Source organism: Desulfovibrio mangrovi (assembly GCF_026230175.1).
Classification (GTDB): domain Bacteria; phylum Desulfobacterota; class Desulfovibrionia; order Desulfovibrionales; family Desulfovibrionaceae; genus Halodesulfovibrio; species Halodesulfovibrio mangrovi.
Genome location: NZ_CP104208.1, coordinates 3,202,739 through 3,227,925, shown reverse-complemented (window position 1 = coordinate 3,227,925; position 25,187 = coordinate 3,202,739). Strand labels below are relative to the sequence as shown.

Annotated in this window: 25 protein-coding genes and 1 tRNA gene; 9 read left to right on the top strand and 17 right to left on the bottom strand. The window is 59.9% G+C overall.

The features are described from left to right. The first annotated feature begins 168 nt into the window (after positions 1-168). A complete protein-coding gene (locus N1030_RS14465; protein WP_265826202.1) occupies positions 169-636 on the top strand; it encodes a formyl transferase in 468 nt (155 codons plus the stop codon). After that, positions 633-1,664 (top strand): pseudaminic acid synthase, encoded by a 1,032-nt coding sequence (pseI, locus tag N1030_RS14460; RefSeq protein WP_265826201.1) that lies wholly within the window; start codon positions 633-635, stop codon positions 1,662-1,664. Before N1030_RS14465 ends, pseI begins: the two co-directional genes overlap by 4 nt. A 220-nt stretch (positions 1,665-1,884) precedes the next feature. Here pseI and N1030_RS14455 read toward each other — a convergent pair. Beyond that, positions 1,885-1,971, bottom strand: a tRNA-Leu gene (locus tag N1030_RS14455). 178 nt (positions 1,972-2,149) lie between these two features. After that, positions 2,150-2,581, bottom strand: a complete 432-nt coding sequence (locus tag N1030_RS14450) for a hypothetical protein (RefSeq protein WP_265826200.1) — start codon at positions 2,579-2,581, stop codon at positions 2,150-2,152. 275 nt (positions 2,582-2,856) lie between these two features. Here N1030_RS14450 and N1030_RS14445 point away from each other — a divergent pair, with 275 nt between their 5' ends. From N1030_RS14445 to hypD, 7 genes are all read left to right on the top strand, one after another. Continuing rightward, positions 2,857-4,218, top strand: coding sequence for an alkaline phosphatase family protein (locus tag N1030_RS14445; protein ID WP_265826198.1), 1,362 nt, complete (start codon positions 2,857-2,859; stop codon positions 4,216-4,218). 361 nt (positions 4,219-4,579) lie between these two features. Next, the gene (kamA, locus tag N1030_RS14440) at positions 4,580-5,893 is read left to right on the top strand and encodes a lysine 2,3-aminomutase (RefSeq protein WP_265826196.1); all 1,314 of its coding nucleotides are present in this window, start codon (positions 4,580-4,582) and stop codon (positions 5,891-5,893) included. Continuing rightward, positions 5,883-6,728: a putative beta-lysine N-acetyltransferase gene (ablB, locus tag N1030_RS14435; RefSeq protein WP_265826195.1), complete on the top strand. Its 846-nt coding sequence runs from the start codon at positions 5,883-5,885 to the stop codon at positions 6,726-6,728. The genes kamA and ablB overlap by 11 nt, the downstream gene beginning before the upstream one ends. 200 nt (positions 6,729-6,928) lie before the next feature. Next, positions 6,929-9,091 carry an ATP-dependent helicase gene (locus N1030_RS14430; protein WP_265826194.1) on the top strand — a complete coding sequence of 721 codons (2,163 nt, stop codon included), beginning with the start codon at positions 6,929-6,931 and terminating at the stop codon, positions 9,089-9,091. Positions 9,092-9,237: 146 nt separating this feature from the next. Continuing rightward, positions 9,238-9,582, top strand: coding sequence for a DMT family protein (locus tag N1030_RS14425; RefSeq protein WP_265826193.1), 345 nt, complete (start codon positions 9,238-9,240; stop codon positions 9,580-9,582). 86 nt (positions 9,583-9,668) lie between these two features. Further along, a complete protein-coding gene (locus N1030_RS14420; protein ID WP_265826192.1) occupies positions 9,669-10,595 on the top strand; it encodes a glycyl-radical enzyme activating protein in 927 nt (308 codons plus the stop codon). 1 nt (position 10,596) lies between these two features. After that, positions 10,597-12,957 (top strand): trans-4-hydroxy-L-proline dehydratase, encoded by a 2,361-nt coding sequence (gene hypD / locus N1030_RS14415; RefSeq protein WP_265826191.1) that lies wholly within the window; start codon positions 10,597-10,599, stop codon positions 12,955-12,957. A gap of 230 nt (positions 12,958-13,187) precedes the next feature. Here the strand turns inward: hypD and N1030_RS14410 are convergent, their stop codons facing one another. The 15 genes from N1030_RS14410 to N1030_RS14340 form a co-directional block, all read right to left on the bottom strand. Beyond that, positions 13,188-13,964: an ATP-binding protein gene (locus tag N1030_RS14410; RefSeq protein ID WP_265826189.1), complete on the bottom strand. Its 777-nt coding sequence runs from the start codon at positions 13,962-13,964 to the stop codon at positions 13,188-13,190. Positions 13,965-14,106: 142 nt separating this feature from the next. Beyond that, complete coding sequence (gene cooS / locus N1030_RS14405) at positions 14,107-15,984, bottom strand: anaerobic carbon-monoxide dehydrogenase catalytic subunit (protein ID WP_265826188.1); 1,878 nt, start codon at positions 15,982-15,984, stop codon at positions 14,107-14,109. 204 nt (positions 15,985-16,188) lie between these two features. Beyond that, positions 16,189-16,839 (bottom strand): Crp/Fnr family transcriptional regulator, encoded by a 651-nt coding sequence (locus N1030_RS14400; RefSeq protein WP_265826187.1) that lies wholly within the window; start codon positions 16,837-16,839, stop codon positions 16,189-16,191. A gap of 183 nt (positions 16,840-17,022) precedes the next feature. Then, on the bottom strand, positions 17,023-17,445 hold the full coding sequence (locus N1030_RS14395) for a EutP/PduV family microcompartment system protein (protein ID WP_265826186.1): 423 nt from the start codon (positions 17,443-17,445) through the stop codon (positions 17,023-17,025). 39 nt (positions 17,446-17,484) lie between these two features. After that, the gene (locus tag N1030_RS14390; protein WP_276038035.1) at positions 17,485-17,844 is read right to left on the bottom strand and encodes a BMC domain-containing protein; all 360 of its coding nucleotides are present in this window, start codon (positions 17,842-17,844) and stop codon (positions 17,485-17,487) included. Between the two features lie 273 nt (positions 17,845-18,117). After that, a complete protein-coding gene (locus N1030_RS14385) occupies positions 18,118-18,669 on the bottom strand; it encodes a BMC domain-containing protein (RefSeq protein WP_265826185.1) in 552 nt (183 codons plus the stop codon). Positions 18,670-18,685: 16 nt separating this feature from the next. After that, positions 18,686-20,074, bottom strand: a complete 1,389-nt coding sequence (locus tag N1030_RS14380; protein WP_265826184.1) for an SLBB domain-containing protein — start codon at positions 20,072-20,074, stop codon at positions 18,686-18,688. A 52-nt stretch (positions 20,075-20,126) separates the two neighbouring features. Continuing rightward, the gene (locus N1030_RS14375) at positions 20,127-21,236 is read right to left on the bottom strand and encodes a 1-propanol dehydrogenase PduQ (RefSeq protein ID WP_265826183.1); all 1,110 of its coding nucleotides are present in this window, start codon (positions 21,234-21,236) and stop codon (positions 20,127-20,129) included. 113 nt (positions 21,237-21,349) lie between these two features. Beyond that, positions 21,350-21,628, bottom strand: coding sequence for an ethanolamine utilization microcompartment protein EutM (eutM, locus tag N1030_RS14370; RefSeq protein ID WP_265826182.1), 279 nt, complete (start codon positions 21,626-21,628; stop codon positions 21,350-21,352). Positions 21,629-21,670: 42 nt separating this feature from the next. Further along, on the bottom strand, positions 21,671-22,054 hold the full coding sequence (locus N1030_RS14365; protein WP_265826181.1) for a hypothetical protein: 384 nt from the start codon (positions 22,052-22,054) through the stop codon (positions 21,671-21,673). Between the two features lie 2 nt (positions 22,055-22,056). Then, positions 22,057-22,614, bottom strand: coding sequence for a BMC domain-containing protein (locus tag N1030_RS14360; protein ID WP_265826180.1), 558 nt, complete (start codon positions 22,612-22,614; stop codon positions 22,057-22,059). A 9-nt stretch (positions 22,615-22,623) separates the two neighbouring features. Then, positions 22,624-22,887, bottom strand: coding sequence for a EutN/CcmL family microcompartment protein (locus N1030_RS14355; RefSeq protein ID WP_265826179.1), 264 nt, complete (start codon positions 22,885-22,887; stop codon positions 22,624-22,626). A gap of 14 nt (positions 22,888-22,901) precedes the next feature. Further along, entirely contained in the window at positions 22,902-23,492 is a 591-nt protein-coding gene (locus N1030_RS14350; protein WP_265826178.1) for a hypothetical protein, read from the bottom strand. 21 nt (positions 23,493-23,513) lie between these two features. Then, positions 23,514-24,347 carry an ethanolamine utilization protein EutJ gene (gene eutJ, locus N1030_RS14345; RefSeq protein ID WP_265826177.1) on the bottom strand — a complete coding sequence of 278 codons (834 nt, stop codon included), beginning with the start codon at positions 24,345-24,347 and terminating at the stop codon, positions 23,514-23,516. Continuing rightward, the gene (locus N1030_RS14340) at positions 24,328-25,173 is read right to left on the bottom strand and encodes a phosphate propanoyltransferase (RefSeq protein WP_265826175.1); all 846 of its coding nucleotides are present in this window, start codon (positions 25,171-25,173) and stop codon (positions 24,328-24,330) included. The genes eutJ and N1030_RS14340 overlap by 20 nt, the downstream gene beginning before the upstream one ends. Between the last annotated feature and the right edge of the window lie 14 nt (positions 25,174-25,187).

Here is a 25,187-nt window from a genome sequence, read left to right as displayed (position 1 = left end):
CACCGCCTTCAACAGGCGACGGGGCATGTCTTTTACACCGTATCCACCCCCGAGGAGCTGCGAGCGTTCCCTTTTGACGCCATAAACCCCAGAAGCATTTTTGTTCCCCACTGGTCATGGATCATTCCGGAAACCATATGGTCCCGCTATGAAACCATCATTTTTCATATGACCGACCTGCCATTCGGGCGCGGCGGCAGCCCTTTGCAGAACCTGATACAAAGAGGCTTCACGGAGACAAAGTTGTCTGCCCTGCGCTGCACGGAAGAGGTGGATGCCGGGCCGGTTTACATGAAGCGCCCGCTGTCATTACATGGAAGTGCGGAAGAGATTTTTTTACGGGCGGCATCGATCATGGAGGAGATGATCGTCGAGATCATCGACACCTCGCCCCAGCCCGTACCCCAAAGCGGAGAGCCAACGTTCTTTGAAAGGCGGAAACCGGAGCAAAGCAATATCAGCAAGCTCCCTTCTCTTGAGGCTCTGTTCGACCACATCCGCATGCTTGATGCAGAGGGCTATCCCGCAGCATTTCTCGAAACGGATCGCTTTAGAATGGAATTCAGAAAGGCCTCCTTGCGGCATGGGAAAATTGAAGCGGATGTCACCATCACTGTAAAAGAGAATGATTCATGAGCACCCCTGCAACCGGCAATTCACCCCTCCGCACATGTATCATCGCGGAAGTATCCGCCAACCACAAAGGCTCTGTTGAACGCGCGGAGGCCATCATCCGCGCCGCTGCCGAGGCTGGCGCTGACGCAGTGAAGCTGCAGACGTATACCGCAGACACCATGACCATCCCCTGCGACAATGAATACTTTCGCATAAAGGGCACCCTGTGGGACGGCCGCACGCTGCACGATCTCTATCAAGAGGCGCATACCCCGTGGGAATGGACGCCACGCCTCATGGCCTGCGCAAAAGATTTGGGCATGGACTGCTTTTCTACGCCGTTCGATGCAACGGCTGTTGATTTTCTGGAAAAATACGGCGTGTCCAGACACAAGATAGCCTCGTTTGAGGCGGTGGACATCCCGTTGCTCAAAAAGGTTGCCGGCACGGGCAAGCCGGTCATTCTATCCACGGGCATGGCTTCGCTCGCCGAAATAGACGAAGCCGTCCGGACGTTGCGGGAGAACGGCACGACAGACCTGACCCTGCTCAAATGCACCTCTGCCTATCCCGCCCCTGCAAATGAAGCGAACCTGCTCACCATTCCGCATATGGCCGAGGCCTTCGGATGCCCCGTCGGCCTTTCGGATCATACACTGGGCAGCGCGGTGGCGGTAGCTGCAGTGGCTCTTGGCGCAACCGTCATTGAAAAACACTTCACGCTCGCCCGTGCAGATGGCGGCCCGGACGCAGCCTTCAGCATGGAACCGTACGAACTCAAGCAACTGGTGCACGATGTGCGGACGGTGGAGCAGGCGATCGGCCGAGTCTCTTACGAGCTGACAGAAAAGCAGCAAGAAAGCACCGTATTTCGTCGCTCGCTATTTGTGGTCAAAGACATGAAGGCAGGCGAGGTTTTTACCCCTGACAACGTACGATCCATCAGGCCGGGCTACGGCATGCCCCCGCGATATCTGGATCAGATACTGGGCAAGGCTGCAACATCCGCAATAAAAGCCGGAACTCCCATGAGTTGGGGGTTGGTGTAGCGTCTTCTTTGGGGGGGGAGCGTGCCTGACGGTGGCCTTGAAAGAGGAATTAGTCAAATCATAGACTGCGAAAGAAACTGACCTTTGTCGCGATTACGAAGTCAGTAGTCCATCGCGCAATTAACCAGACCTCCATTTTCAAACAAAAATATTGGCGACGTTGCACCGAGTCAAAGTTAAAGGCTTACGATCAATTTGATCGTAAGCCTATGTTATTCCTTGGTACCCAGGACGGGACTTGAACCCGTACAGCCCGAAGGCCGAGAGATTTTAAGTCTCTTGTGTCTACCAATTCCACCACCCGGGCGTGGGAAGTGACGCTTCGTAGTATGGAGAGCGTCAGTGCGTCAACCTTTTCGGGCCTGTTTAGGGCCTATTTCGACTCGGAAGCGTGATTTTTCGGGCATCGCAGCTGAGGAGCGGGAAAGAACCCACATGTCGCCCCTGTTCAGGAGACAGGGCGAACAGATTGCCTCGCCGCGCTGCTAACCGCCGTCGGGCAATTCGCCGTTCAGGTCGGTGCGCATGATGGCAGGCTCAATCTCTTCGCCGATGCGGCAGGCCTTCATCGAAATATCCACCGCAGCCTCCTTCCAGCCGCCATCCATGAAGCAGTAGAGATGCACGATGGAGAGATCCTTATGTACAAAGAGCAGGCGGCCCTGCACCTTTTTGGGCAGGAAGGCAGCCACGGCATCGCAGAGTTCGTGAAACACGATCTCGTCGTAGTCGGTCAGAACGCACTGCATCCGCAGCGCGTCTCCCAGCCCCACAAGGTCAATATGCTCGGCGTTGATGCGCTCAAGCGCGGCCTGCAACTCATCAATCAGATCGGCTTCAATGGCATAGAGCTCATTGTAACTGAGCTCGGAGCTGTACAGCATGTGTCCGAACACTTCGCAGTCATGCTTGGCCATCAATCATACTCCTTGGCGTCCCCCGAAGATTTCTGCCGAAGTCTCCGGCCAGTCGTCGCCCCCGCGACACAAGGCCGGAACACCGCCTCCCGCTGCCTGTTCGCAAGGAATGAAAGGCTGTCCTCCCATATATACACCCCGCCGGAGCCCTGCGTCAATTCATCTGCAATCTCAATGGATTGACCTGCCGCCACAAAGTCCGCAATGGCGCGCCCCCAAAGAAGGGCCTCCAGTGCAACTGGCGCATCCATCAACCTTTTGCTACACCCGCAGGCATGACAGCATTCAGTTCCGCGACCGATTCCCTGCAGGCACACCCCCGACTTGTCGTGCTGGGGCTGGACGGCCTTCCGCTCAGCCTCGCGCATCGGCTGGTGGCCGGAGGCACCTGCCCCAACCTCGGCAGACTCGTCACGCACGCCCGCGCCATTACAGCGGAACTGCCGGAGCTTTCGCCCGTCAACTGGACCAGCTTCATGACCGCCGCCGGACCGGAGGAGCACGGGGTGTTCGGCTTCACCCGCATCCACGCCCATACCTACGAGATGGGACTGACCAATTTCGCGCACGTGCAGGTTCCCACGCTCTTCGACAAGCTGGGACAGGCCGGATTCTCCTCGCGCAGCATCAATCTGCCGAACACCTATCCAGCGCGCCCCATCAAGGGCATGCTGATTTCCGGCTTCGTGGCGGAAGAACTGTCGCGTGCCGTATTCCCGCCCATGCTGGCTGGCATGCTCCGCGACAAGGGCTATCTGCTGGAAGCGGACACCGCCCACGCCGCGCAGGAACCGCTGCACCTGCTTTCGGAACTGCGACGCACCGTCAAATCCCGCCGCAACGCTCTGAACATGCTCTGGCCGGACCTTGCGTGGAACTGCTTCATATTCGTGCTCACGGAGACAGACCGGCTCTTCCATTTCCTCTTCGATGCCGTGGAGGATGCCCTGCACCCGCTGCATGGCCCCTGCATGGAGCTTCTGGCCGAATGGGATGTGCTGATCGGCGAACTGCTGGACCGCTACGAGGCACTGCCGGAACCCAAGCGTCTGCTGGCCTTGGCGGACCACGGTTTCACCCGCCTGATCACGGAAGTGGATGTGAACGCCCTGCTGCGCGACATGGGCCTACTGCACACCGCCCTGCCCCCCGAAGCCTGCGACGATCTGGACGCCACGGGCATAACGCCCGCGACCAAGGCCTTTGCGCTGGACCCCGGACGCATCTACCTGCACCGGCGCGACCGCTTTGCGCGCGGCAGTGTGGATGCGGCAGAGGCCGCCGGCCTGACGCAGCGCATCCGCACCGCACTCATGGACATCCGCTATCAGGGGCAACCCGTTTTCAAGGAAATCCACACAGCTGATGCACTGTACAACGGCCCCATGCGCCCCTATGCGCCGGACCTTGTCTGCGAAACGCACCCCGGCTTCGACCTCAAGGCCAAGTTCAACCGGCGCAAAGCCTTCGGCACCTTCGGCAGAACAGGTACGCATACGGTGCACGACGTCTTTTTCTTCGACAGCGCCGCAGAAGCCCATGGCCCCGTCGTTCGGGTGCGGGATGTCGGCAAAGAGATTCTGCGCTGGTTCGGCCTTGCGGAACCAACAGCTATCGGAAACCTTCTCATAGGCTAGCCATCCCGAACGCCTTCGTAGCTTCACCTCGCCCATCCCAACCGCCTGCGAATTCGGGGAGTCACATACCCGATTCACCCCTGATTCTTCCCCTTTTCCAGCTGCCCATTATCTCGCATAATCAGCAAGATCGAGATCCTAAGCATCTCGCCCCCTTCGGGAACTGCGCTGCAAGACCACTAGGACCACTGTAGCCAGACCGATACCCCCGACCTCGTGCGCCCCCTTACTCCCATCATTTTTCAGGCCTGACAGCGTCAGCCCTGCTTTTGCGGCCACGAGACAGAGGGGCAGAGGGGAACTGCCGGCATGGGGGGAGTCTCCCGTTGCATCCGGCCGGACCTTTAACCAAGGAGTTGTTTTGAAAATATTCACCGAACACCAGCGCGATGTTGCCCAATCTCTGCAGGACGGGGCATCCCGTAGCGACTGGACCGACTGGAAGTGGCACATCCGCAACACTGTCCGGTCTGTGGAAGATGTGGAAAAAGTGCTCGGCATCTCCTTTTCCTCCACCGAGAAACGCCTGTATGAGCTGACCCTCAAAAAATTTCCCATGGCTGTTACGCCATACTATCTTTCGTTGATCGAGGCAGAAGACTTCCGCAACGATCCCACATTCATGCAGGCTTTTCCCTCTGCCGAGGAATTGAACATCGAACGCTCCGACATGGTGGACCCGCTGCATGAAGACGCTGACAGCCCCGCCCCCGGCATCACGCACCGTTATCCCGACAGGGTGCTCTTTCACATCAGCAACCTCTGCTCCATGTACTGCCGCCATTGCACCCGCAAACGCAAAGTGGGTGACAAGGACTCCATTCCCACCAAGGACGTGCTTGAGGAAGGACTGGAATACATAAGAAACACCCCCCAGATACGCGACGTTCTGCTCTCCGGCGGCGATCCCCTCATGCTCTCCGACGAACGGCTGGACTGGATTCTCTCCAAGGTGCGGGAAATCGAGCATGTGGAAGTTGTCCGCATCGGCACCAGAATGCCGGTGGTACTGCCGTACCGCATCACGGATTCGCTGGTGGAGATACTCAAAAAGCATCACCCGCTATGGATCAACACGCATTTCAACCACCCGAGAGAGCTGACCCAGTCCTCGCGACAGGCCTTGCGGCGACTAGCCGATGCGGGGATTCCCCTCGGCAATCAGAGCGTTCTGCTCGCTGGCGTAAACGACTGCCCTCGTCTGATCAAAAAACTCAATCAGAAGCTGGTGCAGAACAGGGTGCGCCCCTATTACCTTTACCAGTGCGACCTCTCAGAGGGCCTCACCCACTTCCGCACCCCCATCAGCAAAGGCATTGAGATTATCGAAAGCCTGCGCGGGCATACCAGCGGCTACGCCGTACCTACCTATGTGGTCGACGCCCCCGGTGGCGGCGGCAAGATTCCAGTTTCGCCCAACTACATTGTCTCGTGGGGGACCAACAAGGTTGTTCTCCGGAACTATGAGGGTGTCATCACCACCTACAACGAGCCCGCATCCTATGAGCCAAGCTACTGCGACCGCAATTGCGGCACCTGCAACCTCAAGCTGAAGGAAGAGGACGCGGAAGAACGGGCCATAGGCATAGAAAAACTGCTTTCAGACTGGGATGATACCACCTGCCTCACCCCCGAGAACACCGACCGTATGGAGCGGAGGGATGATGCAGCCTGATATTGTGACCAAAGTGGGAAACAACGGTAACACATGCATCCAGCACGGGCCGCTCAACGACCGCGTCTATCTCATGAAGCTGGATACGGCAGACCTGCCGGATATCGTGGACGAAATGGAAAGCCTCGGCAGGGAGAATGGATATTCCAAGCTCTTTGCCAAGGTTCCGGCCTTTGCGGCAAAGGTCTTTCTGGATCGCGGCTTCGCCCCCGAAGCCAACGCCCCGGGCTTGTACCGCGGCGAACGCTCCGGTGTCTTTCTTGGCAAATATCTCAATCCTTCCCGCGCAGAACAGTGTGATGCCGCAACAATACGCAACGTGCTGGAAATTGCGGATGCCAAAACGGTTATAGACCCCGACGAGGTGGATACCGCCTCTGTCGTTGCCCTTGATGCAGAGCACGCAGAGGAACTGGCCGCGCTCTATGACACGGTCTTCGACTCCTACCCCTTTCCGGTCGATGACCCTGCCTATCTTCGCGACACCATGCGCAGTCATGTGCTGTTCTTCGGAATCTTCCGCCGGGGACGGCTGGTGGCGGCCTCTTCCGCAGAGCTGGACACCGACTGGGGCTGCGCCGAAATGACGGACTTTGCCACACTGCCGGAATACCGCAAGCGCGGAGCTGCCCTTCGGCTGCTCACAGCCATGGAAAACGCGGTGAGGGAAAAGGGCTTTGTTTCGGCCTACACCATTGCGCGGGCCGTCAGTCCGGCCATGAACAGTGTCTTTGCCCGCGCGGGCTATGTCTTTGGCGGAACCTTGCCCAACAACACAAATATCTCCGGCGGGTTGGAAAGTATGAACGTCTGGTGCAAATCGCTGGCTGAATAGGCGCTCCACATGCCGCAATGGGGCGTGTCCGCGAGGATGCGCCCTTTTTTATCGTCCCCGCCCCTGCATTTGCCGTCACAGCCGATCCGTAGTAGTGCAGACAAGCCGCACGCGGCATGACTTGAACCAACGCACGGGTGGGGACTCCAAAGGGCATCATGCCCCTTGGCCGCCCGGGGCATGCATTACATAGAGCCACCATGATCGATTACAAGAAAGAACTGAATCCTGCCCAATACGAAGCGGCCATGACGCTGGACGGCCCCCTGCTCTGCATTGCGGGCGCGGGCTCCGGCAAGACGCGCACGGTAGTGTACCGGCTGGCCAACATGGTCGAACAGGGCATTGCCGCCCACGATATTCTGCTGCTCACCTTTACCCGCAAGGCCTCGCAGGAAATGCTGCACCGCGCGGGCGAGCTGCTCGGCCGCGGCATTGGTGCGGTATCCGGCGGCACCTTCCACGGTTTCGCCTATTCCGTGCTGCGCCAGCACCCCCCGCAGGGCTACGAAGGCGGCCTTTCCATCATGGATTCGGCAGACGCCACCGAGGCACTCAAGTACTGCAAGGATACGCTGGGGCTGGGCAAGGGCGACAAGTCGTTCCCCAAGACAGCCACGGTCATGGGCATGCTCTCCAAGGCGCGCAACAAGGAACGCGAGATCGGCGACATTCTGCAGCGCGAGGCCTTCCACCTTGCCGCCTACCGCGACGACATCGTGGAGATCGCTGGCGGCTACAACAACTACAAGCGCGAACACGGCCTGCTGGACTACGACGACCTGCTCTTCGAGATGGAAAACCTGCTGCGCAGCCGCGACGACCTGCTGGACTATTACCGCCACCGCTTCAAATACATCATGGTGGACGAGTATCAGGACACCAACCTCGTGCAGGCGCGACTGGTACAGCTGCTGGCGGGCGGACACCGCAACGTCATGGCCGTGGGCGACGACGCCCAGTCCATCTACGCCTTCCGCGGCGCCAACGTGCAGAATATTCTGGAATTTCCTGCCATGTTCCCCGGCACGCGCATCGTGAAGCTGGAAGAGAACTACCGCTCCGTACAGCCCGTGCTGGATCTGACCAACGCCATTCTGGCCGAAGCGCCCGTAGCCTTCCAAAAGAACCTGTTCACCAGCCGCACGGGCGGCTCGCTGCCGCAGCTCGTGAAGCCCCTGTCGGACCTCACGCAGGCCAATCAGGTGGTGAACAAGATCGCGGAACTGCGCCGGACCTACGAGCCCAAGGACATCGCCGTGCTCTTCCGCGCGGGCTACCAGTCCTACCATATTGAAATGCAGCTTTCCAAGGCGGGCATTCCCTTCAGAAAGTACGGCGGCGTGAAGTATTCCGACGCCGCACACGTGAAGGACGTGATGAGCTACGTGCGCCTGCTCATCAACCCGCTGGACCTGCCCGCATTCCAGCGCCTTGCCGCCAACGTGAAAGGCGTGGGCCCCAAGACGGCCCTGAAGATTTACGAGGCTTCGCGCCTTGCCGATCCTTCCGCGCTGGACAGGCTGCTGAAGAAGTATCCCGACTTTGCCAAGGACCTTGAGCTGATAGACAGCCTGCGCAGACAGCGCCTTGAGCCCGTGGAAGTGCTGGAAGAGGTGCTGGAGGTCTACAAACCCAGACTGATGCAGCTCTATCCCGACGACTACCCCCGCCGCGAACACGGCCTTGAGCAACTGGTGCAGATTGCGGCCACCTACCGCGAGCTGGACCTCTTCGTCTCCGACCTTTCGCTGGAAGACCCCAATCCGGATGCCGCAGCAGCCGAGAACCACATCACGCTCTCAACGGTGCATTCTGCCAAGGGGCTTGAGTGGGACGCCGTGCTGGTCATCGATCTGGTGGAAGAACGCTTCCCCTCCAAGCAAGCCCTGCAGAAAGCCGACGATCTGGAAGAGGAGCGCCGCCTCATGTACGTGGCCTGCACCCGCGCACGGGAATACCTCGGGCTCTTTGTGCCCTCTTCCATCTACAGCCGTGGAGGCGGTGGCAACGAGCCAGCCATGCCCAGCCCCTTTGTGCGCGACCTGCCTATCTACCTGTACGAGGAGTGGAAGGAGAACTACACCGGTGCCCTGATGCAGCGCGAATACCACCAGCAGCGCACCATGCGCCTTGGCGACAGCGTGCCCCCCGCCCCCGATTCTCCGAACGCATTCCAGCGCACCGCCCCGGACGCACCAGCCGCATCGCGCACCAGCCAGCGCAAGCTGGGCTACTGCACGCACAAGATATTCGGACGCGGCAAGCTGGTGCAGCACGTGCCGCCGGACAAATACCGGGTCAACTTCCCCGGCTTCGGCCTGAAGGTGATCATGGAAGCCTATCTGCAGATGGAGGACTAGGGAGCTTCTGGCTTCGCAGCCCAAGGCAATCCCCCCTCTTGCAGGAACCGAAAAACCGCCCTATTGCTTGAATGCGCCCGTTGTCCGAACGCCTTTTTCCAAGGCAGGACGACGGGCGCATATTCCTTCCCACCACGAGGTCCGTCATGGTCTCCGTTGCATTCCGCACTGTTGGACTCCTGTTCCTTTCCAATGTATTCATGACCTTTGCATGGTACGCGCACTTGAAAAACCTGTCCGGCAGGGCATGGTATGTGGCGGCCATAGCGAGCTGGGGCATCGCCTTTTTCGAATACATGATCCAGGTTCCGGCCAACCGAATCGGCTACGGCACCTTCACGCTTCCCCAGCTCAAGATCATGCAGGAAGTCATTGCGCTTGCCGTGTTCGCCCCCTTTTCCATCTGGTACATGGGGCAGCCCCTCAAGCTGGACTACCTGTGGGCCAGCCTCTGCCTGCTGGGTGCGGTCTATTTCATCTTCCGCTCATGATCAGATCGGACGCGCCCTTCGCACATTCCTGTTGCCGAAGCTATCTTTTATTGGTAGCCATTACTAATTGAGAAGGAGCCTGAACCATGCTCGGCATCTGCCCCGCCAAGACAGAAGGAACCATTTTCGCCATCAAACGCTACGCCATCCATGACGGGCCGGACCTCCGCACCACGGTGTTTTTCAAGGGCTGCCCGCTCTCGTGCTGGTGGTGCCACAATCCGGAAGGGCTGCGGCACGACATAGGCATGGTCACCGTGGCGGAAAAGTGCGTGGGCTGCGGCGAATGCATAGACGTCTGTCCGCAAAAGGCATTGAAGATTTCTTCATCGGGGCCGCGCAGAAAGCTCGATCTGTGCAAGGCATGCGGCCTGTGCGCGGAAACCTGCCCCGCACTGGCGCACGAGGCCACAGGCTATACGGTTCAGGCGGATGCGGTGCTGCAGACCATTGAAAAGGACAGCGCCTTTTACAACGGCTCACAGGGGGGCGTGACCTTTTCCGGCGGCGAACCGCTCTCGCAACCCGGTTTTCTGCTGGAGATGCTGCGCCTGTGCGGCAAGCGCGGCCTGCACCGCGTGGTAGACACCAGCGGCTTTGCGGAAAACTCCCTGCTGCTCCACGTGGCGAAGGAAACCGACCTGTTCCTCTTCGACCTCAAGCACATGGACAGCGCCCTTCACGAGCAATACACCGGCGTGCCCAACGAACGCATTCTGGAAAACCTGCGCTCACTGGCGCGGCAGGGTCACGCCGTGCAGGTACGCATGCCGCTCATTCCGGGCATCAACGATGATGAGAAGAACCTGAGAGCCACGGGCGAATTCGTTTCCGGTCTGCCCGGCATCAGGCATATCGACGTGCTGCCCTACCACGGCATTGCCAAGGCAAAGTACACCAAGCTGGGCATGGAGTACAAAGGCGCCGACATTCCCAAATCCGCACCCGAGGACGTGCAGCGCGCCGTGCGCACGCTCGAAGGATACGGACTCAAGGTCCGCATAGGAGGCTAGCGTGAATCAGCGAATCTGGAATCTGCGCAAGGAAAGCTTCGAGGCAAAGCCCGCCATCTCCATAGAGCGGGCGCTGCTGGAGACCGAATTCTACAAGGCCGAATACGGCAGGCATCCGCTGCCGGTGCTGCGTGCCCTGTTCTTCAAATTTCTGTGCGAGCGCAAGACCATCCATATCGGCCCCGATGAGCTTATCGTGGGCGAGCGCGGCCCCGCACCCAAGGTTGTGCCCACCTTTCCCGAGCTGACCTGCCATTCCGCCGACGACCTGCGCATTCTGAACAGCCGCGAAATGGCCAATTACACGGTCGCCGAAGAAGACATCGCCACCTACGAACGTGAGGTCATTCCCTACTGGCAGGGTCGCTCCATGCGCGACCGCGTGTTTGCGCACGTACCGCAGGAATGGCGCGACGCCTATGAATCCGGCCTGTTCACCGAGTTCATGGAACAGCGCGCCCCCGGCCACACCGCGCTGGACGGCATGATCTACGAAAACGGCCTCAACGACCTGAAGGCCCGCATAGCCGACCGCATCGCCCGTCTGGACTACCTGAACGACCCGCACGCCTCGGCCCGCGCCGACCAGCTCAAGGCCATGGACATCGCCTGCGACGCCGTCATCCTCTTTGCCCACCGTCACGCAGAGCTTGCCGAGCGCATGGCGGAAGCGGAGACGGACACCAGCCGCAAGGCCGAACTGCTGCATATCGCCGCCGTCTGCCGCCACGTGCCTGCCAACGCGCCGCGCACCTTCCATGAAGCGCTACAGATGTACTGGTTCGTGCACCTTGGCACCATCACCGAACTGAACGGCTGGGACGCCATGAGTCCGGGGCACCTTGACCAGCACCTTGCCCCCTTCTACGAGGCAGGACTCGCCGACGGCAGCCTGACGCGCGATGCCGCCAAGGAGCTTCTCAGCTGTTTCTGGATCAAGGTGAACAACCATCCCGCACCGCCCAAGGTGGGCGTTACCGCCAAGGAAAGCGGCACCTACAACGATTTTACCCAGATCAACCTCGGCGGGCTCAAACGCAACGGCACCGACGGCGTGAGCGAGGTTTCCTATCTCATACTCGAGGTGGTGGACGACCTGCACCTGCTGCAGCCCCAGCCCAGCGTACACGTCAGCAGCCAGACGCCGGACCGCTTCCTCAAGGCTGCGGCCAAGGTCATCCGCAAAGGCTACGGCTACCCCAGCGTGTTCAACACAGACACAGTTGTCATGCAGCAGATCCGCGTGGGCAAGAGCGTGGAAGACGCCCGCGAAGGCGGCACAAGCGGCTGCATAGAAACCGGCTCGTTCGGCAAGGAAGCCTACATTCTCACAGGCTACCTGAACGTGCCCAAGGTGCTGGAAGTGGCCCTGAACAACGGCGTGGACCCGCTCACGGGCAAGCGCGTGGGGCCGGAAACCGGCGATGCCCGCGAGTTCCGCGACTTCGAGGAACTCTACGCCGCCTTCACCCGCCAGCTTGAATACGTGGTGGACCTGAAGGTCCGCGTGAACAACTACATTGAGCGCATGTATGCCGCCCATTCGCCCGCGCCCTTCCTCTCCGTGGTCATCCGCGACTGCATAGAAAACGGCCGCGACTACTACGACGGCGGCCCGCGCTACAACACCAACTACATCCAGTGCTGCGGCATCGGCACCGTCACGGACAGTCTTTCCGCCATCAGAACGCACGTGTTCGAGCAGAAGAAGGTGAGCATGCGCATCCTGCTGGAAGCCCTTGCCGCCAACTTCGAGGGGCACGAGGCCCTGCGCCTGCGCCTGTGGAACAAGACGCCCTTCTTCGGCAACGACGACGACCGCGCAGACAACATCATGCGCCGCGTATACGATTCACTCTTTTGCACAATAGACGGCAAGCCGAACACCAAGGGCAGCGTGTACCACCTGAACATGCTCTCCACCACCTGCCACGTCTATTTCGGCAAGATGCTGGGGGCAACGCCCAACGGACGTTACGCCCACCTGCCCGAATCCGACGGCACCTCGCCCTCGCACGGCGCAGACCGCCACGGCCCCACCGCCGTGGTGAAGTCCCTGAGCAAAATGGATCAGATCAAGTCCGGCGGCACGCTGCTGAACCAGCGGTTTCTGCCCAGCGTGCTCGCGGGGGATGCGGATCTCGACAAGCTGGTCAAACTCATCCGCACCTACTTTGCCATGAACGGCCACCACATCCAGTTCAACGTGGTGGATACCGAAACCCTGCGCAAGGCCCAGGAAACACCGGATGAATACCGCAACCTGCTCGTCCGCGTGGCTGGCTACAGCGACTACTTTGTCGATCTGGACGCCGATCATCAGGAAGAGATCATCAGCCGCACGGAGCAGGAACTGGGATAGTATCACACGATAGCGTTCGCTATTGTTTAGAAACGAAAAGGGCCAGAACGTGCGTTCTGGCCCTTTTCAGCTTGCTGACAAAGCCATTTGAATATTTTTCTTCGCAGGGGGATAATCCCCCTGCACCCGTGTAAGCGATCGAAATCCGTTTCTGAACTCAATCTCGGCTTAATGGAATTGGGAAATCCGACAAATCAGAATTTGTCGTTACCCTGAGCAGCAGGGAATCATTATTCTGCCAGTTTTCCGAGGCAATCCTGCACCAGCGCGTCAATGGCCTCGGACTCCGGCAGGCCGAGAACGGAGGCGTTCTGCATCTGTCTGTCCAGCAGGCCGTCCAGCTGGGGAATGGTCACGCAGGATGTCGGCAGGCCCGCAAGCTCCGGCACCTGCCCGCCGCGAAAGCGGTTCAGTGCCAGCACCTGACGATGCAACCCCAAATCGGAAGCCATGCGGCCCACTTCGGCACCGGTCTGCAGGCTGCGCATGGAAGGTTCGCTGACCACGATCAGCCCGTCCACATGGGCCACCGTACCGCGTCCCAGATGCTCCACTCCTGCTTCAAGATCGACAATGACCCAGTCGTCACGATCCACAATCAGATTCGCCAGCACCGCCTTGAGCAGGGCGTTGGCATCACAGGCACAGCCGCCGCCTGCGTTGGTCACGGCTCCCATCACCAACAGCCGCTTACGTCCGGCAGTCACGCCATCAGGCACAGGGCCACCAAGCGGCACGTCCACGGCCAGCGATTCCGGCAGGTCGCCCACCTCGGGATTCAGCTTGAGAAAACCGTCCGCATGGATGCGTTCGCGCACCAGATCAGCCCGTCTGATGAGCGGTTCCGGCAGGGCATCCGCTGAAACGCCGGAAGCCTGCCCAAGCGACAGGGCCGTATCCGCATCCACCATCCAGACGTTACGGCCCGACCGCGCCAGCCAGTCAGCCGTCCATGCCGCCAGCGAGGTCTTGCCCACCCCGCCCTTTCCTGCAAAAGCAATCTTCATAATCCTTCCCGCCTGCTTCAAACCAACGCGTCCGCGCCCTGTATGGAACGAACATCCGGCACACCTGTCTGTCTCCGCGTCCTTCGCGAACCCGCGTCAAGAATGCGGGGCGAAGCCTCACTCCGCCCCGCAGCATGCTGTTCTATTCGCTCAGCCCCAGCGCCTTGCGCTTGGCCTTGATGCGCACATCAAACATCTCCGCAGCCTTCACCGGATCGGGTTCGATGAAGAAGGTTGCGCCCACAAGCCCTTCAAGGCCGGAAACGGCAAGGTCCGTCACGGTCTTGGAGCCGAGGATGTGCGGCGGATGGCCGAGATGCGTGTAGATGCCGCTGGCAACGGCATACAGCCCGATGGCGGCGGCCTTCTCCGAATACCATTCCGGCGAGGATGCGCCCACAGGCAGGTCGGAGATGTCCACGCCCAAGGTATTCGCCAGCGCCGCGCACAGCTGCATGATGCGCGAGTTGTCCACGCAGGAGCCGTAATGCAGCACGGGTGGAATGCCCAACGCGCCGCAGACCTTCTTCAGGCCGGGACCGGCCATCTCTATGCCCTTGGGCACCAGCAGTCCGGCCTTGCCTGCCGCCGTGGTGACACAGCCCGTGGCAATGACCAGAATGTCGCGTTTGATGAGTTCCTTGGCGAGGCCCACGTTCATGGAGTCCTGTTTGAACTTGGGGTTGTTGCAGCCCACAATGGCGACCGCGCCGCGGATGTCGCCACCGGCGATGGCCTGCACCAGCGGATCGAGCGAGCCGCCCAGCGCCTTGATAACGGCCTCGTTGGAGAAGCCGGTCATAATATCCACAGGCTGGCAGGGAATGTCCACACGAGAGGCGTCGCGCTCTGCAAAGCCGTTCACCGCGATTTCCACGATCTTCTTCGCCTGTTCCAGTGCATTGTGCGGGTGAATGTCGAAGTGGATGCCGCCGGTGAAACGGGCCTTCTGGGCGGTATCGATGAACTTGGTGTGGTAGCAGCCGGAAATCTGCACGAGGCTCGGCATGATGCACTGATAGTCCACCACTACGGCCTCCACCGCACCGGTGATGATGGCCAGTTCCGTCATGAGGTGGTTGCCCGCCATGGGAATGCCCTGCCGCATGAGCAGCTCGTTGCCGGTGCAGCACAGACCGGCCACATTGATGCCGCTTGCGCCGAGCGCCTTGGCCTTGGCGACCAGTTCGGGATCGCGGGCGGCGGCCAGAATCATTTCCGAAACCACCGGATTATGCCCGTGCACCAGAATATTGACCTGATCCTGCTTGATGACGCCAAGGTTGGCGGTGGACATCTTGGGCGTGGGCGTGCCGAAGATGACGTCGGACAATTCGGTGCCGATCATGGAACCGGCCCAGCCGTCGGCAAGGGCTGTACGGGCCGCATGGATGAGGGTGTTGGGCGCATCGTTGTCGCAGCCCATGTGCGTGCGGTGCATCATTTCCGCAATCTCGCGGTCCACACCGCGGGGGGTCATGCCCAGCTTCTTCCAGATATCCTTGCGCTTCTGCGGCACGCGGGAAAGGAAGGCAACCTCCTTCTTGCGGCTGCCGAAGTCACCGAAAAACACTTCCAGCAGATCCCGCGCAATATCCATGATGCCATGTGCTTCCGTTGCCACGCCCACTTCGGCGGCAATGGCGCGCAGCTTGGCTTCGTCCGTAATGCGGTAGTCACTGGTTTCGCCTTCCACAATGGCTTCCAGCACCTCAATGAGGTCACGCCCGTGGTCGGAATGCCCTGCAGCGCCGCCGGCAACAAACCGGCCGAAGTTACGGGCCACCACCACGTCTGCGTCTGCGCCGCACACGCCTCGCGGCATCTTTTCGCTGATGCGGCACGGACCCATGGTACAGTTACGGCAGGTTGTGCCCAGTTCGCAGAATTTGCAATGCGGGGTCTGCTGGGCAAGCCGCTCATGCACGGTTTCAATACCCTCTGCTCTGCCCTTCAGGATCATCGCCTTGGCGTCATCCCATATGGTCAGATCGTCCACCGGTCTCGGTTCCTTCGCCATACACGCCTCCTTGTCTCGGTTCGTCAGGGGCATCCCCGCATGCGGGGGGCAACATGCCCCTTCGGAAAGGTGAAAGTGAGAAATTGCCTACTCTTTCGGCATACTCTAGCGCAGAAGAAATCCTGGGTATGTCGGCTACCCGACATTCGGGATCATACCATGAAAAAAAGAGTCCTGCATAACAGGACTCCATAGTTCTAACGCTCAGGCACCTGCCGCTCGCTCCAGCGCGGCCAGATCGGGAATGAGATAACGCCCCCTGCCGCGCTTCTGCATCAGCTCGGCACGCACCATGTCGTTCAGCAGGGTGGAAACGGTCTGGCGGGTCGCTCCCATGAGCTGAGCAAGCTGCTCGATAGTCAGATTCAGCGTCAGTTCCACGCCGTCGGCCTCAGGCACACCGTGCTCCTCCGCTTCCTGCAGAATATAGCTGATGAGACGCTTGTAGATATCCTTGAAGGCAAGGCCGCCGATGATGGAAAAGGCATTATTCAGAATGTTGCCGAGCACCCTGACCATGGTACGGTTGAAGAGAGGCACCTCAATCATGACCCGCTTCACGGACTGCACGTCCGTTGTCAGCAGCACGGTATCGTCCATGGCCTGAATGTAGCAGCCCGCGTGGGTGGAATAGATGTCGCCGCGAGACAGAATGCCGAGCGTGAACTCCTTGTCTTCATACGCAAGGTAAACCCGAACCCTGCCGCGTGCGATGATGAAGACCGCATCCTCTTCGTCGTCCGCCGCATAGATGACCTGCGACTTGGGAAAGGACCGTTCATGAAACACGGCCCGAAGCCCCGCAAGCTCTTCTTTTTCCAGTTCATCCAATAGGTTGACGCCGGAAAACTTCATACCCGCCTCCAGTATGTATGCATATGCTCAGTGCGGTACGCGCAGATTGAACAGTTCTACATCCGAAGAAAAAAGTACAGAAAAAACGGACTAAAGGCTGCCTTGCCCTCCATCAGGAGAAAGAACTCAGAAAGGATGCATGACGGTCTATCGCAGTCTCAGGGGCGGAATCCCCTTATGCGCTTACCCCAACCGTTTCCAGAGAGGGGCAAGGCCTTCGCCGGTGGCGGTGCTCACGCGGAACATCTCACGGGCTCCTGCGGTGTGCAGGAAGCGTTCGGCACGGTCGGGATTGGCGTCGGGGGCGTCGGTATTGGTAATGACACCAATGACGGTTCGGTTGAAAATGGGGGCAAACTGCGGGGGGAATACGCTGGTTCTGCGGGTGGCATCCTGCACCATGAGCAGGATTTCGCAGTCGGCGGAGGTGGTGATGAGGGCGTGGTAGAATCGGCGGTTTTCGAGGAACTCGCCGGGAGTGTTGATGAAGGGGCCGCAGAACTCCAGCGCCATGGGTCTGCGGGAAACAAAATGCTCACCGGAAAGCGCGCTGATGAGCGAGCTTTTGCCCGCGCCGGTCTCGCCGATGAGCATGGTCTTCTTCATGTATGGAGCCTGTAAAAGCCGCGTCCGGTCCGAAACAGACTAGGAACGGGTCATGGGAACGGACGCGTAGTGCAGCACGCCGTCGAAATAATCCAGAACGCCGCGCAGAGCCGCTTCCACACTACCAACGTCGCCCGTGATCAGCAGGGAGCCGCCGAAACGGTCCAGAAAGCCGATGTCCACACCGGCGGCCTTGGTGGCGATGTCCGCAGCAATGATCACGCCCTCGCTGGGGGTGATGGTCAAAAGGCCGATGGCATCGCAGGTCTCGTTATCCAGACCGAGCTTCAGGTAGATGCTCTTCTGGGGGCTGGCGATCACATGCGCCAGAGTAATCTGCTTACCCGGCACATATTCCTGTATGACTCGCTGCTTGGGTTCGTCTGCAAGTATGGTCACGTCCGTTCTCCGTCTGGAAGAGCAGGTAACTGTTTAATCCGCCAACAGATGGGCAAGAGGGGCGGGCTCTGACCGCACCCGGCAGGGACCACGGCCCCCTGCACCCCCGACTGGCGACACCGCCTGAGCGGGTATACCCACAATTCCGGCTTAATCAAGGCCGGAGTGGGAATAAGCCGAAGCTGGAAACTATAGACTGCCTGAAATCGCACCCACGGGGTGCAGGGGGATTATCCCCCTGCCCGCCGGAGGCGCAATTCAAACAATCTACTCTTATACCAGCTGAGCCTTCAGGCTTTCGCTGGGGGAAGGAATAACTACATGGCTGAGCACGGGGCCAGCTTCGGCAACGCCTGCCACACCGGCTTCCACGGAAGCCTGCACGGAGGAAACGTCACCGGTCATGACCACGAAGGCCTTGCCTGCGAGACCGGCTGCGATGCGGATTTCCAGCAGCCAGACCTGACCGGACTTGGCGGCGGCATCCGCTGCCAGAATACAGGAGGCTGCGGTGCAGGTTTCAATGATGCCCAGCGCGTTGATCTCGGAGGTCTGGGCGGTACCGCTGAGTGCGGGAATAACGTCGCGGTGCACGCTGGGAATGGTGAACCAGTCCACGAGCATGTCCTTGCTGATGGCGCGTCCGGCTTCAACAGAGCTTTTCACGGCACCGGTATCGCCGGTGACGATGATAAGGTAGCGTCCCGGACAGGTGGGACGGGCCATGACGATTTCCACTTCCGCAGCCTTGACCATGGCGTCTGCGGCCTGCATGCCCAGCGCCACGCTGTTCAGCTCAACACAACCTATAGTGCGCAAATTCATAGTATTCACCTAGATCCTAAGCCCTGATGGTTACCACGCCATCCGCGATGGCTTCTACCGTGCCGCTGATGCTCGCGTGAATGCGCGCGCCCATGGCCTTTTCCGGAATCTCGCCGATGAGGTCGCCCTGCAGCACCTTGTCGCCAACGGCAACAACGCATGCGGCGGGGGCTCCGATGTGCTGACCAAGACGGATCTGCACCACGGAGGGGGTGAACTCGCCGCCGAACTCGGTGTGCGAGTAGTACTTTTCAATATTGAGGCGCTGAATAAGCCGCATGGTAGGAATCTGACGGCTGGCGCGGAAGGGATTGGTCACCAGTTCCTTGCCGGAGGATTCCCACTTTGCGCCCTCGCGCATGAGTACCTTCTTGATCTGGGCGTTCACTTCGCGGGGGGAAACCATCATGGGGCAGGCGAACTTTTCGCAGATGCCGCATTCGGAACAAAGCAGCGCTTCACGGGCAACGGGGCTGGAGGCCACAAGGCTGTCCGGAATACGCATGAGCTTGTGGGGATGCAGGGAGTGCCCGAGCAGGTTTCTGGGGCACAGGTCCGTACAGCGGGTACACTGGCAGCACACGGAGTTGGTGATGCGACGCATACGCACGGGATCCATGACCTTGCCAGCCACAACGGTGTGGTCTGGCGGCAGCAGAATGAGGCCGCTGGTGGTCTTGGTCACGGGCTGGTTCACGTCCGGCAGCACGCGTCCCATCATGGGACCGCCGTCCACTACGCGGTAATCGGCAATGGTCGCACCGCCTGCAAACGCAATCACGTCGGAAACGAGCGTGCCCACGGGCACCTTCACCACCATGGGGTGGGCGATTTCGCCGGTGATGGTGAGGTAGCGATGGGTGACGGGCTTGCCGTCCATGGCCAGCGCAATGTTGTAGAGCGACTCCACGTTGCTCACAACCGCGCCGATCTGCAGGGGAATGCCGCGCTCAGGCACGGTCTTGCCCAGCACTTCATGCACGAGCACATGCTCGTCCCCTGCGGGGTAGAAATCTCTGAGTTCGAAGGCTTCAAGACCTTCACCGGCATGACGCGCAACGGCCTCGCGAACGGCGGCCATGGCCTTGCCGTGCTTGCCCTTGAGACAGATGATGCCTCTGGTGGCCTTGGTACATTCCATCACGGCCTTCAGGCCGCGGATGACGGTCTCGATCTCGGCTTCCAGAAGGTAGGGGTCGCTCATGAGCAACGGCTCACAGGAGGCCCCGTTCACCAGCACGGTATCAACCGTGGCGGCAGCCTTTACATGTGTCGGAAGCCCCGCGCCGCCAGCACCGACAACGCCTGCATTCCTGATTATATCTACTATCTGTTCTCCCACGGAACTGCCCTCGCCGGCGGCAAACCGGCCCGTTTCGCCGCCGCATCCATCTGTCCGACCCATGGCGCTAACAGATGCGGCGGCTATTCATGCATTGGGGATTGTAATCAAACTCCTACCAGGCCTGCTCAAGGAGCTGCCTGATATTGTCCTCTGACGGTCTTCTGGGGTTGCCAGCCGTGCAGATGTCTTCGAGCACATTCTTGGACATGGTATCCAGATGCTCACGGAAGATGGTTTCGTCGATCTTCAGCGCGCCGATTCTGCCGGGAATGCCCATGGCCTCGTTCAGGTCACGCACAGCCTTGATAAGGCTGGTGGTGCCTTCCTCCACAGAGGAACAGGGAAGGCCGAGGATATCCGCGATTTCGCGGTACTTCACACCCACGTCAAAGCTGTTGAAGCGGATGACGAAGGGCAGCACCACGGAGTTGGCAAGGCCGTGGGGCACATGGAAGATGCCGCCAAGGCTGTGGGCGATGCTGTGCGTAATGCCGAGCCCGCTGTTGTTGAAGGCCAGACCGGCCATGCAGGACGCAAGAAGCATCATTTCGCGTGCTTCCATGTCGTCGCCGTGGCGGTAGGCGCGAAGCAGGTACTTGAACACGTAACGGATGGCGTGTTCCGCATAGATCGTCGTAAACGCGTTTGCCTTGCGCGACGTGTAAGCCTCGATGGCGTGCGTCAGCACGTCCATGCCGGTGGCTGCAGTCACGTGGGGCGGAACGGTACGGGTGAAGCGCGCGTCCAGAATGGCCATGTCGGGAATCAGGAGCTCGTCGTTGAGGGGAATCTTCACCTCATTGACCTTGTCCGTCACCACGGAGATGGCCGTCACTTCGGAACCGGTGCCGCTGGTGGTGGGAATGGCTACCAGCAACGGCTTTTTCACTTCGCCGCCCGCCTTGTAGGCGAAATACATGATGGCCTTGGCCGCATCGATGGCAGAGCCGCCGCCAAGGGCGATAACCGCATCCGCCTGATCCTGCATGAAGAGCCTGGTGCCCTTGGTCACGGTTTCCAGCGACGGATCGGGTTCAACACCGTCGAACGTGCGGTGGGCAATACCGCTGCGGTCAAGATGGCTCTTGATGCGGTCAATGAAGCCGGTCTTCACCATGAACGGGTCCGTCACGATGAAGGCCTGCTTTGCCGGCAAATGCTCGAGGGTCTCAAGGGCATCTTCGCCATAGCAGATTTTGGTTTTTCCGTAGAACTGTGTCACCCTCGAATTCTCCAACTGATAAAATGCGTTTGAATCAAAATAAGGTCACTGCAGGAAGAGCACAAAGAACAAGGCAGGCCGGAGCAGGCTCCGGCCTGTGCCTCGCAAAACTGCTACTTGCTGCACTTGGGCAGAATAACTTCCACTTCGCCGTGCGGGCGGGGAATTACGTGCACGCTAACCAGTTCACCCACGCGGGAAGCTGCTGCTGCGCCTGCATCGGTAGCGGCCTTCACGGCACCCACGTCGCCGCGGACCATAACGGTCACGAGACCGCTGCCAACCTGTTCCCGGCCCACGAGTTCAACGTTGGCAGCCTTTACCATGGCATCTGCGGCTTCAATGGCGCCGACAAGGCCCTTGGTTTCAATCATACCCAGTGCGTTAAGCATAATTTTTCTCCTTCGATCCTTTTCTCGGAAATTTCTCTACAATCAGATGTTTTCGCGGATGGTCTTTGCAACCTGCCAGCTGATGGCCTGCAGCTGTTCCAGGTCTTCCACCCCGTATTCCGTCTTCAGCATTGCGGCCACACCGAGCATGAGCCGCTCAAGGTCGGCTTCAGCTGCGGCAGTGCAGGCCGGACAGGTGCAGTCAGGCGGACAGGCATGCGCCTTGGCGGTGCATGCTTCGCAAGTGCAGCCGGGAGGACACGCAGCCGTTTCGGGCTTGGGTCCGTAGACAATGGTGATGCCGCGCTTGCTCAGTTCATCCTTGGCGCCTGCCGTCAGGATGATGGAGCCGTCGGCATAGACCTTTCCCGTTGCCTTGCAGATGCAGGCATCGATTCCGTCTTTTTCCACCAGTTTCTTTTTCATGGTTACCTCACACCGCTTGTTAAGGCCCTGACGACCGAGGCGGAGGGACGGGGAATCACCACCGCATCGACAAGGTTCTGGCCGAGAGCCGATTTAGCCGCCTCTGCGGCCTCCTCAACGGAGGCTACGTCTCCGCTGAGCACGAAATATGACTTGCCGTTGATGCCCTGCCCCGTAACGAGGCGGGCAAGAGTTACAGCAGACTGTTTCACGGCGCAGTCCGCCGCATTGATGCCGGACGAGACGTTGCGGCATTCGATGACGCCGAGCGCATCGCCCTCGTTGGCCGTGCCGCTTTTCTTCAGCACGTCCAGCACCTGTCGGGACACGTTGGAGATGACAAAGCTTCCGGAGAGGGAACGCTCGGAATTCCGCGCCACATCCACAGCCGTCTGCACGGCCTGACGGTCACCGGAAACGAAGATGAGATACCGGCCGGAGCAGATGGTCGATGCGCGAACGAGTTCCACGTCCGCAGCCTTCACCATGCTGTCCGCGAGTACCGCACCTGCGGCAATGCCGCGACTTTCCACTACGCCCAGAGTATCCATTCCAGTCATGCCCCCGGGTTAATCCTTGGCTTCGTCGATGATGCCGACGATGGATGCGTCCACAGGGGACTCGGGATTGCGCAGCGCCTTGCGGGCGGAGCTGCCGGTGGTTACCAGCACCTTGTCGCCGATACCGGAGCCGACACAGTCCACGGCCACAAAATTCTCAAGGCTTTCACCGCTCACGGAATCCATCCGCTGCACGATCATGAGCTTGAGGCCGTTAAGGGAATCTTCCTTCCGCGTGGCCCACACATTACCGATCACCCTGCCGATCATCATACGCGTACCGCCTATTACCCTTTGACAATGTTGATATTCAGGTTCTTCGCCGCTTCCACTGCAAGAGGCGTCACCACGGCTGCCGCAGGCACCATGAGCGTGGTTGCGCCCTGTTCACCGGCCCCGGCAACGTCTTTTTCCGTCACGAGGCTCTCGCGGAACCAGATGGCTTCCGGCCGCTTCTTGCTGAATTCCTTCAGGCCGAAGCCCGCCAGCGTCTTCTCATAAGACTCGTACAGCTTGTAGAGGCTGTCGGGAGCCGTCTGAGTGTAAGCCTTGTAGCCGAACTCCAGCGTCTCTATGGTCACGCCGGAAAGCAGCAGGCGCAGCACTTCGGTCATCAGCGAACCGGAGGCCCTGCCCAATGCGAGATCGGCCATGGAAGCGCAGCACAGATGCGGCAGGATATAGCGGGAAGGCGTACGGCCGTTGGTGGGCTCCATGAAGTAGACAAAGTCCGCTTCTTCATCGAGATGCGCCTGCACCTTGGCGGCTACCTTGCCGTCCCGCGCGCCAAGAATCATGACGCACGGCTTTTCCGGCTTGCCGTTCAGTTGCTTGAGCACTTCCCGCGCGATGGCGCTGACCAGTTCATTCACGTCCATTACGTTCTCCTGCACAGACCGTTAGGCGTTGTTCTGCGCGTAGCAGTTCAGGGCAATGCCCAGAGGGGTGACAAGGAACGGGTTGGCTGGCTTGCAGACCGGCTTTCCGGTGTCCTTGGCGATGACCGCTTCCATGTTCTTCAGGCAGCAGGTGCCGCCCACAAGATAGATGGCGGCAATATCGCGCCCCTGAATATGCTTGTTGATGATGGAAGCCATCTTCTGCACCACCGGGCGGACCACCACCAGCACTTCGGTCTGGCGCTCGGGTTCCTTCTTCAGCTTTTCCGCTTCTTCGAAGGACACGTCCATGTTGCCTGCGAGTACGAGGCTCACATGGGTTCCGCCGGTGGGTTCGTCGGCCACGTAGGTCACCTTGCCGTCTTCGAGAACGGAAAGGCCCGTGGTGCCGCCGCCGATGTCCACGATCACGCCGTTTTCAACACCGAGCACGGCGTTGGCGGCGGTGGGCTCGTCCAGAATGGTGGTCACTTCCAGTCCTGCGCCTTCCACCACGTGGCGGTGGGTGCCGCAGTCCTTCTCACCGGTACCGGGGGGAACGGCGATGGCGGCGTGGGTCAGTTTACGACCCAGCCGCTCTTCAAGCTCGTTCACCAGCTTGCGCACGATGCGGGAGGCGCCGATGTAGTCCACCACCAGCCCGTCCTTGATGACCTGCGCAAACTCCATGGCACAGGCCACGGGTTCCTTGGCGCTGTTCAGCACCACGACCACGATGTAGGCCGTGCCGAGGTCAACGCCCACATGAAGCTTCTCATTGGCAGTGACCGGAACGGTGTGCTCAATGCAGTGCTCAAGGGCGCTGATTTGTTGATCAATGCTTACAAAGTCCATGAGAGGCACCATTCTTCCTGCAGATGATTCTGCCGGTTACCTTGGAGTTCCAGCCGGAGCTGTTGCCTTCGTCGGGGTCGATGTGCATGGCCAGGCTGAACTGCTCGTTCACGCGGATCAGCACATCTTCAAGAACCAGGGGGCGGTCGCCGTCGATGCGCACGCTGACCAGATCATTGTCAGCCACGCAGTGCTTCTTTGCGTCTTCGGGAGACATGTGAATATGACGGGAAGCGACGATGACGCCTTCCTCAAGCCCCACAATGCCGGTCAGGGAGGCGAGGATGATGCCGGGGGTTCCCTTGGTGTCGCCGGACTGACGAACCGGAGCCTCAATGCCGAGGATACGGGCGTCAGTCTTGGAGATTTCCACCTGCGAGCTGCCGCGGGAGGGACCAAGAACGGCCACGTTGTCCATGACGCCCTTGGGACCGATGAGACGGACGCGCTCCTTGGCAAGGAACTGCCCGGGCTGGGAAAGATCGCGTGCGTGGGTGAGAGGCGCGCCGAACAGGGCGATTGCGTCCTTTTCGCTCAGGTGCACGTGGCGCGCGGAAAGTTCTACCGGAATGGGGGCATCGCCGCCCTCACAGCAGGGGGCTTCGTAAGCCTGGCCAGCAGTATGGCTGCCCTTCTGGGCTTCCATCTGGCTCAGCACGTTCTTGAGTACCCCTTCAACAATATTTTTAATGGCTCTCTCGTCCATGTTCGCTCCGCTTGAAAAATATGCCGGCTTGGTTAGTCCGGACGTGCTGCCGATATCGACGCGTCCGTTCATGGTATCGCCCCGTATGCCTGCTGCATGGTCCGGGACTGTTGTCATCATGCCGTCCGCCCCTT

Coding starts and splice junctions, on each gene's coding strand:
- N1030_RS14425 (WP_265826193.1), top strand. CDS start 9,238: ATGGTCTCCGTTGCATTCCGCACTGTTGGACTCCTGTTCCTTTCCAAT.
- ablB (WP_265826195.1), top strand. CDS start 5,883: ATGCAGCCTGATATTGTGACCAAAGTGGGAAACAACGGTAACACATGC.
- N1030_RS14445 (WP_265826198.1), top strand. CDS start 2,857: ATGACAGCATTCAGTTCCGCGACCGATTCCCTGCAGGCACACCCCCGA.
- eutM (WP_265826182.1), bottom strand. CDS start 21,628: ATGCTTAACGCACTGGGTATGATTGAAACCAAGGGCCTTGTCGGCGCC.
- N1030_RS14355 (WP_265826179.1), bottom strand. CDS start 22,887: ATGATGATCGGCAGGGTGATCGGTAATGTGTGGGCCACGCGGAAGGAA.
- N1030_RS14420 (WP_265826192.1), top strand. CDS start 9,669: ATGCTCGGCATCTGCCCCGCCAAGACAGAAGGAACCATTTTCGCCATC.
- N1030_RS14360 (WP_265826180.1), bottom strand. CDS start 22,614: ATGACTGGAATGGATACTCTGGGCGTAGTGGAAAGTCGCGGCATTGCC.
- pseI (WP_265826201.1), top strand. CDS start 633: ATGAGCACCCCTGCAACCGGCAATTCACCCCTCCGCACATGTATCATC.
- N1030_RS14350 (WP_265826178.1), bottom strand. CDS start 23,492: ATGGACGTGAATGAACTGGTCAGCGCCATCGCGCGGGAAGTGCTCAAG.
- N1030_RS14385 (WP_265826185.1), bottom strand. CDS start 18,669: ATGAATTTGCGCACTATAGGTTGTGTTGAGCTGAACAGCGTGGCGCTG.
- N1030_RS14365 (WP_265826181.1), bottom strand. CDS start 22,054: ATGAAAAAGAAACTGGTGGAAAAAGACGGAATCGATGCCTGCATCTGC.
- N1030_RS14395 (WP_265826186.1), bottom strand. CDS start 17,445: ATGAAGAAGACCATGCTCATCGGCGAGACCGGCGCGGGCAAAAGCTCG.
- N1030_RS14430 (WP_265826194.1), top strand. CDS start 6,929: ATGATCGATTACAAGAAAGAACTGAATCCTGCCCAATACGAAGCGGCC.
- cooS (WP_265826188.1), bottom strand. CDS start 15,984: ATGGCGAAGGAACCGAGACCGGTGGACGATCTGACCATATGGGATGAC.
- N1030_RS14400 (WP_265826187.1), bottom strand. CDS start 16,839: ATGAAGTTTTCCGGCGTCAACCTATTGGATGAACTGGAAAAAGAAGAG.
- eutJ (WP_265826177.1), bottom strand. CDS start 24,347: ATGGACTTTGTAAGCATTGATCAACAAATCAGCGCCCTTGAGCACTGC.
- N1030_RS14340 (WP_265826175.1), bottom strand. CDS start 25,173: ATGATGACAACAGTCCCGGACCATGCAGCAGGCATACGGGGCGATACC.
- N1030_RS14450 (WP_265826200.1), bottom strand. CDS start 2,581: ATGGCCAAGCATGACTGCGAAGTGTTCGGACACATGCTGTACAGCTCC.
- N1030_RS14465 (WP_265826202.1), top strand. CDS start 169: ATGACCGACCTGCCATTCGGGCGCGGCGGCAGCCCTTTGCAGAACCTG.
- N1030_RS14380 (WP_265826184.1), bottom strand. CDS start 20,074: ATGGGTCGGACAGATGGATGCGGCGGCGAAACGGGCCGGTTTGCCGCC.
- N1030_RS14410 (WP_265826189.1), bottom strand. CDS start 13,964: ATGAAGATTGCTTTTGCAGGAAAGGGCGGGGTGGGCAAGACCTCGCTG.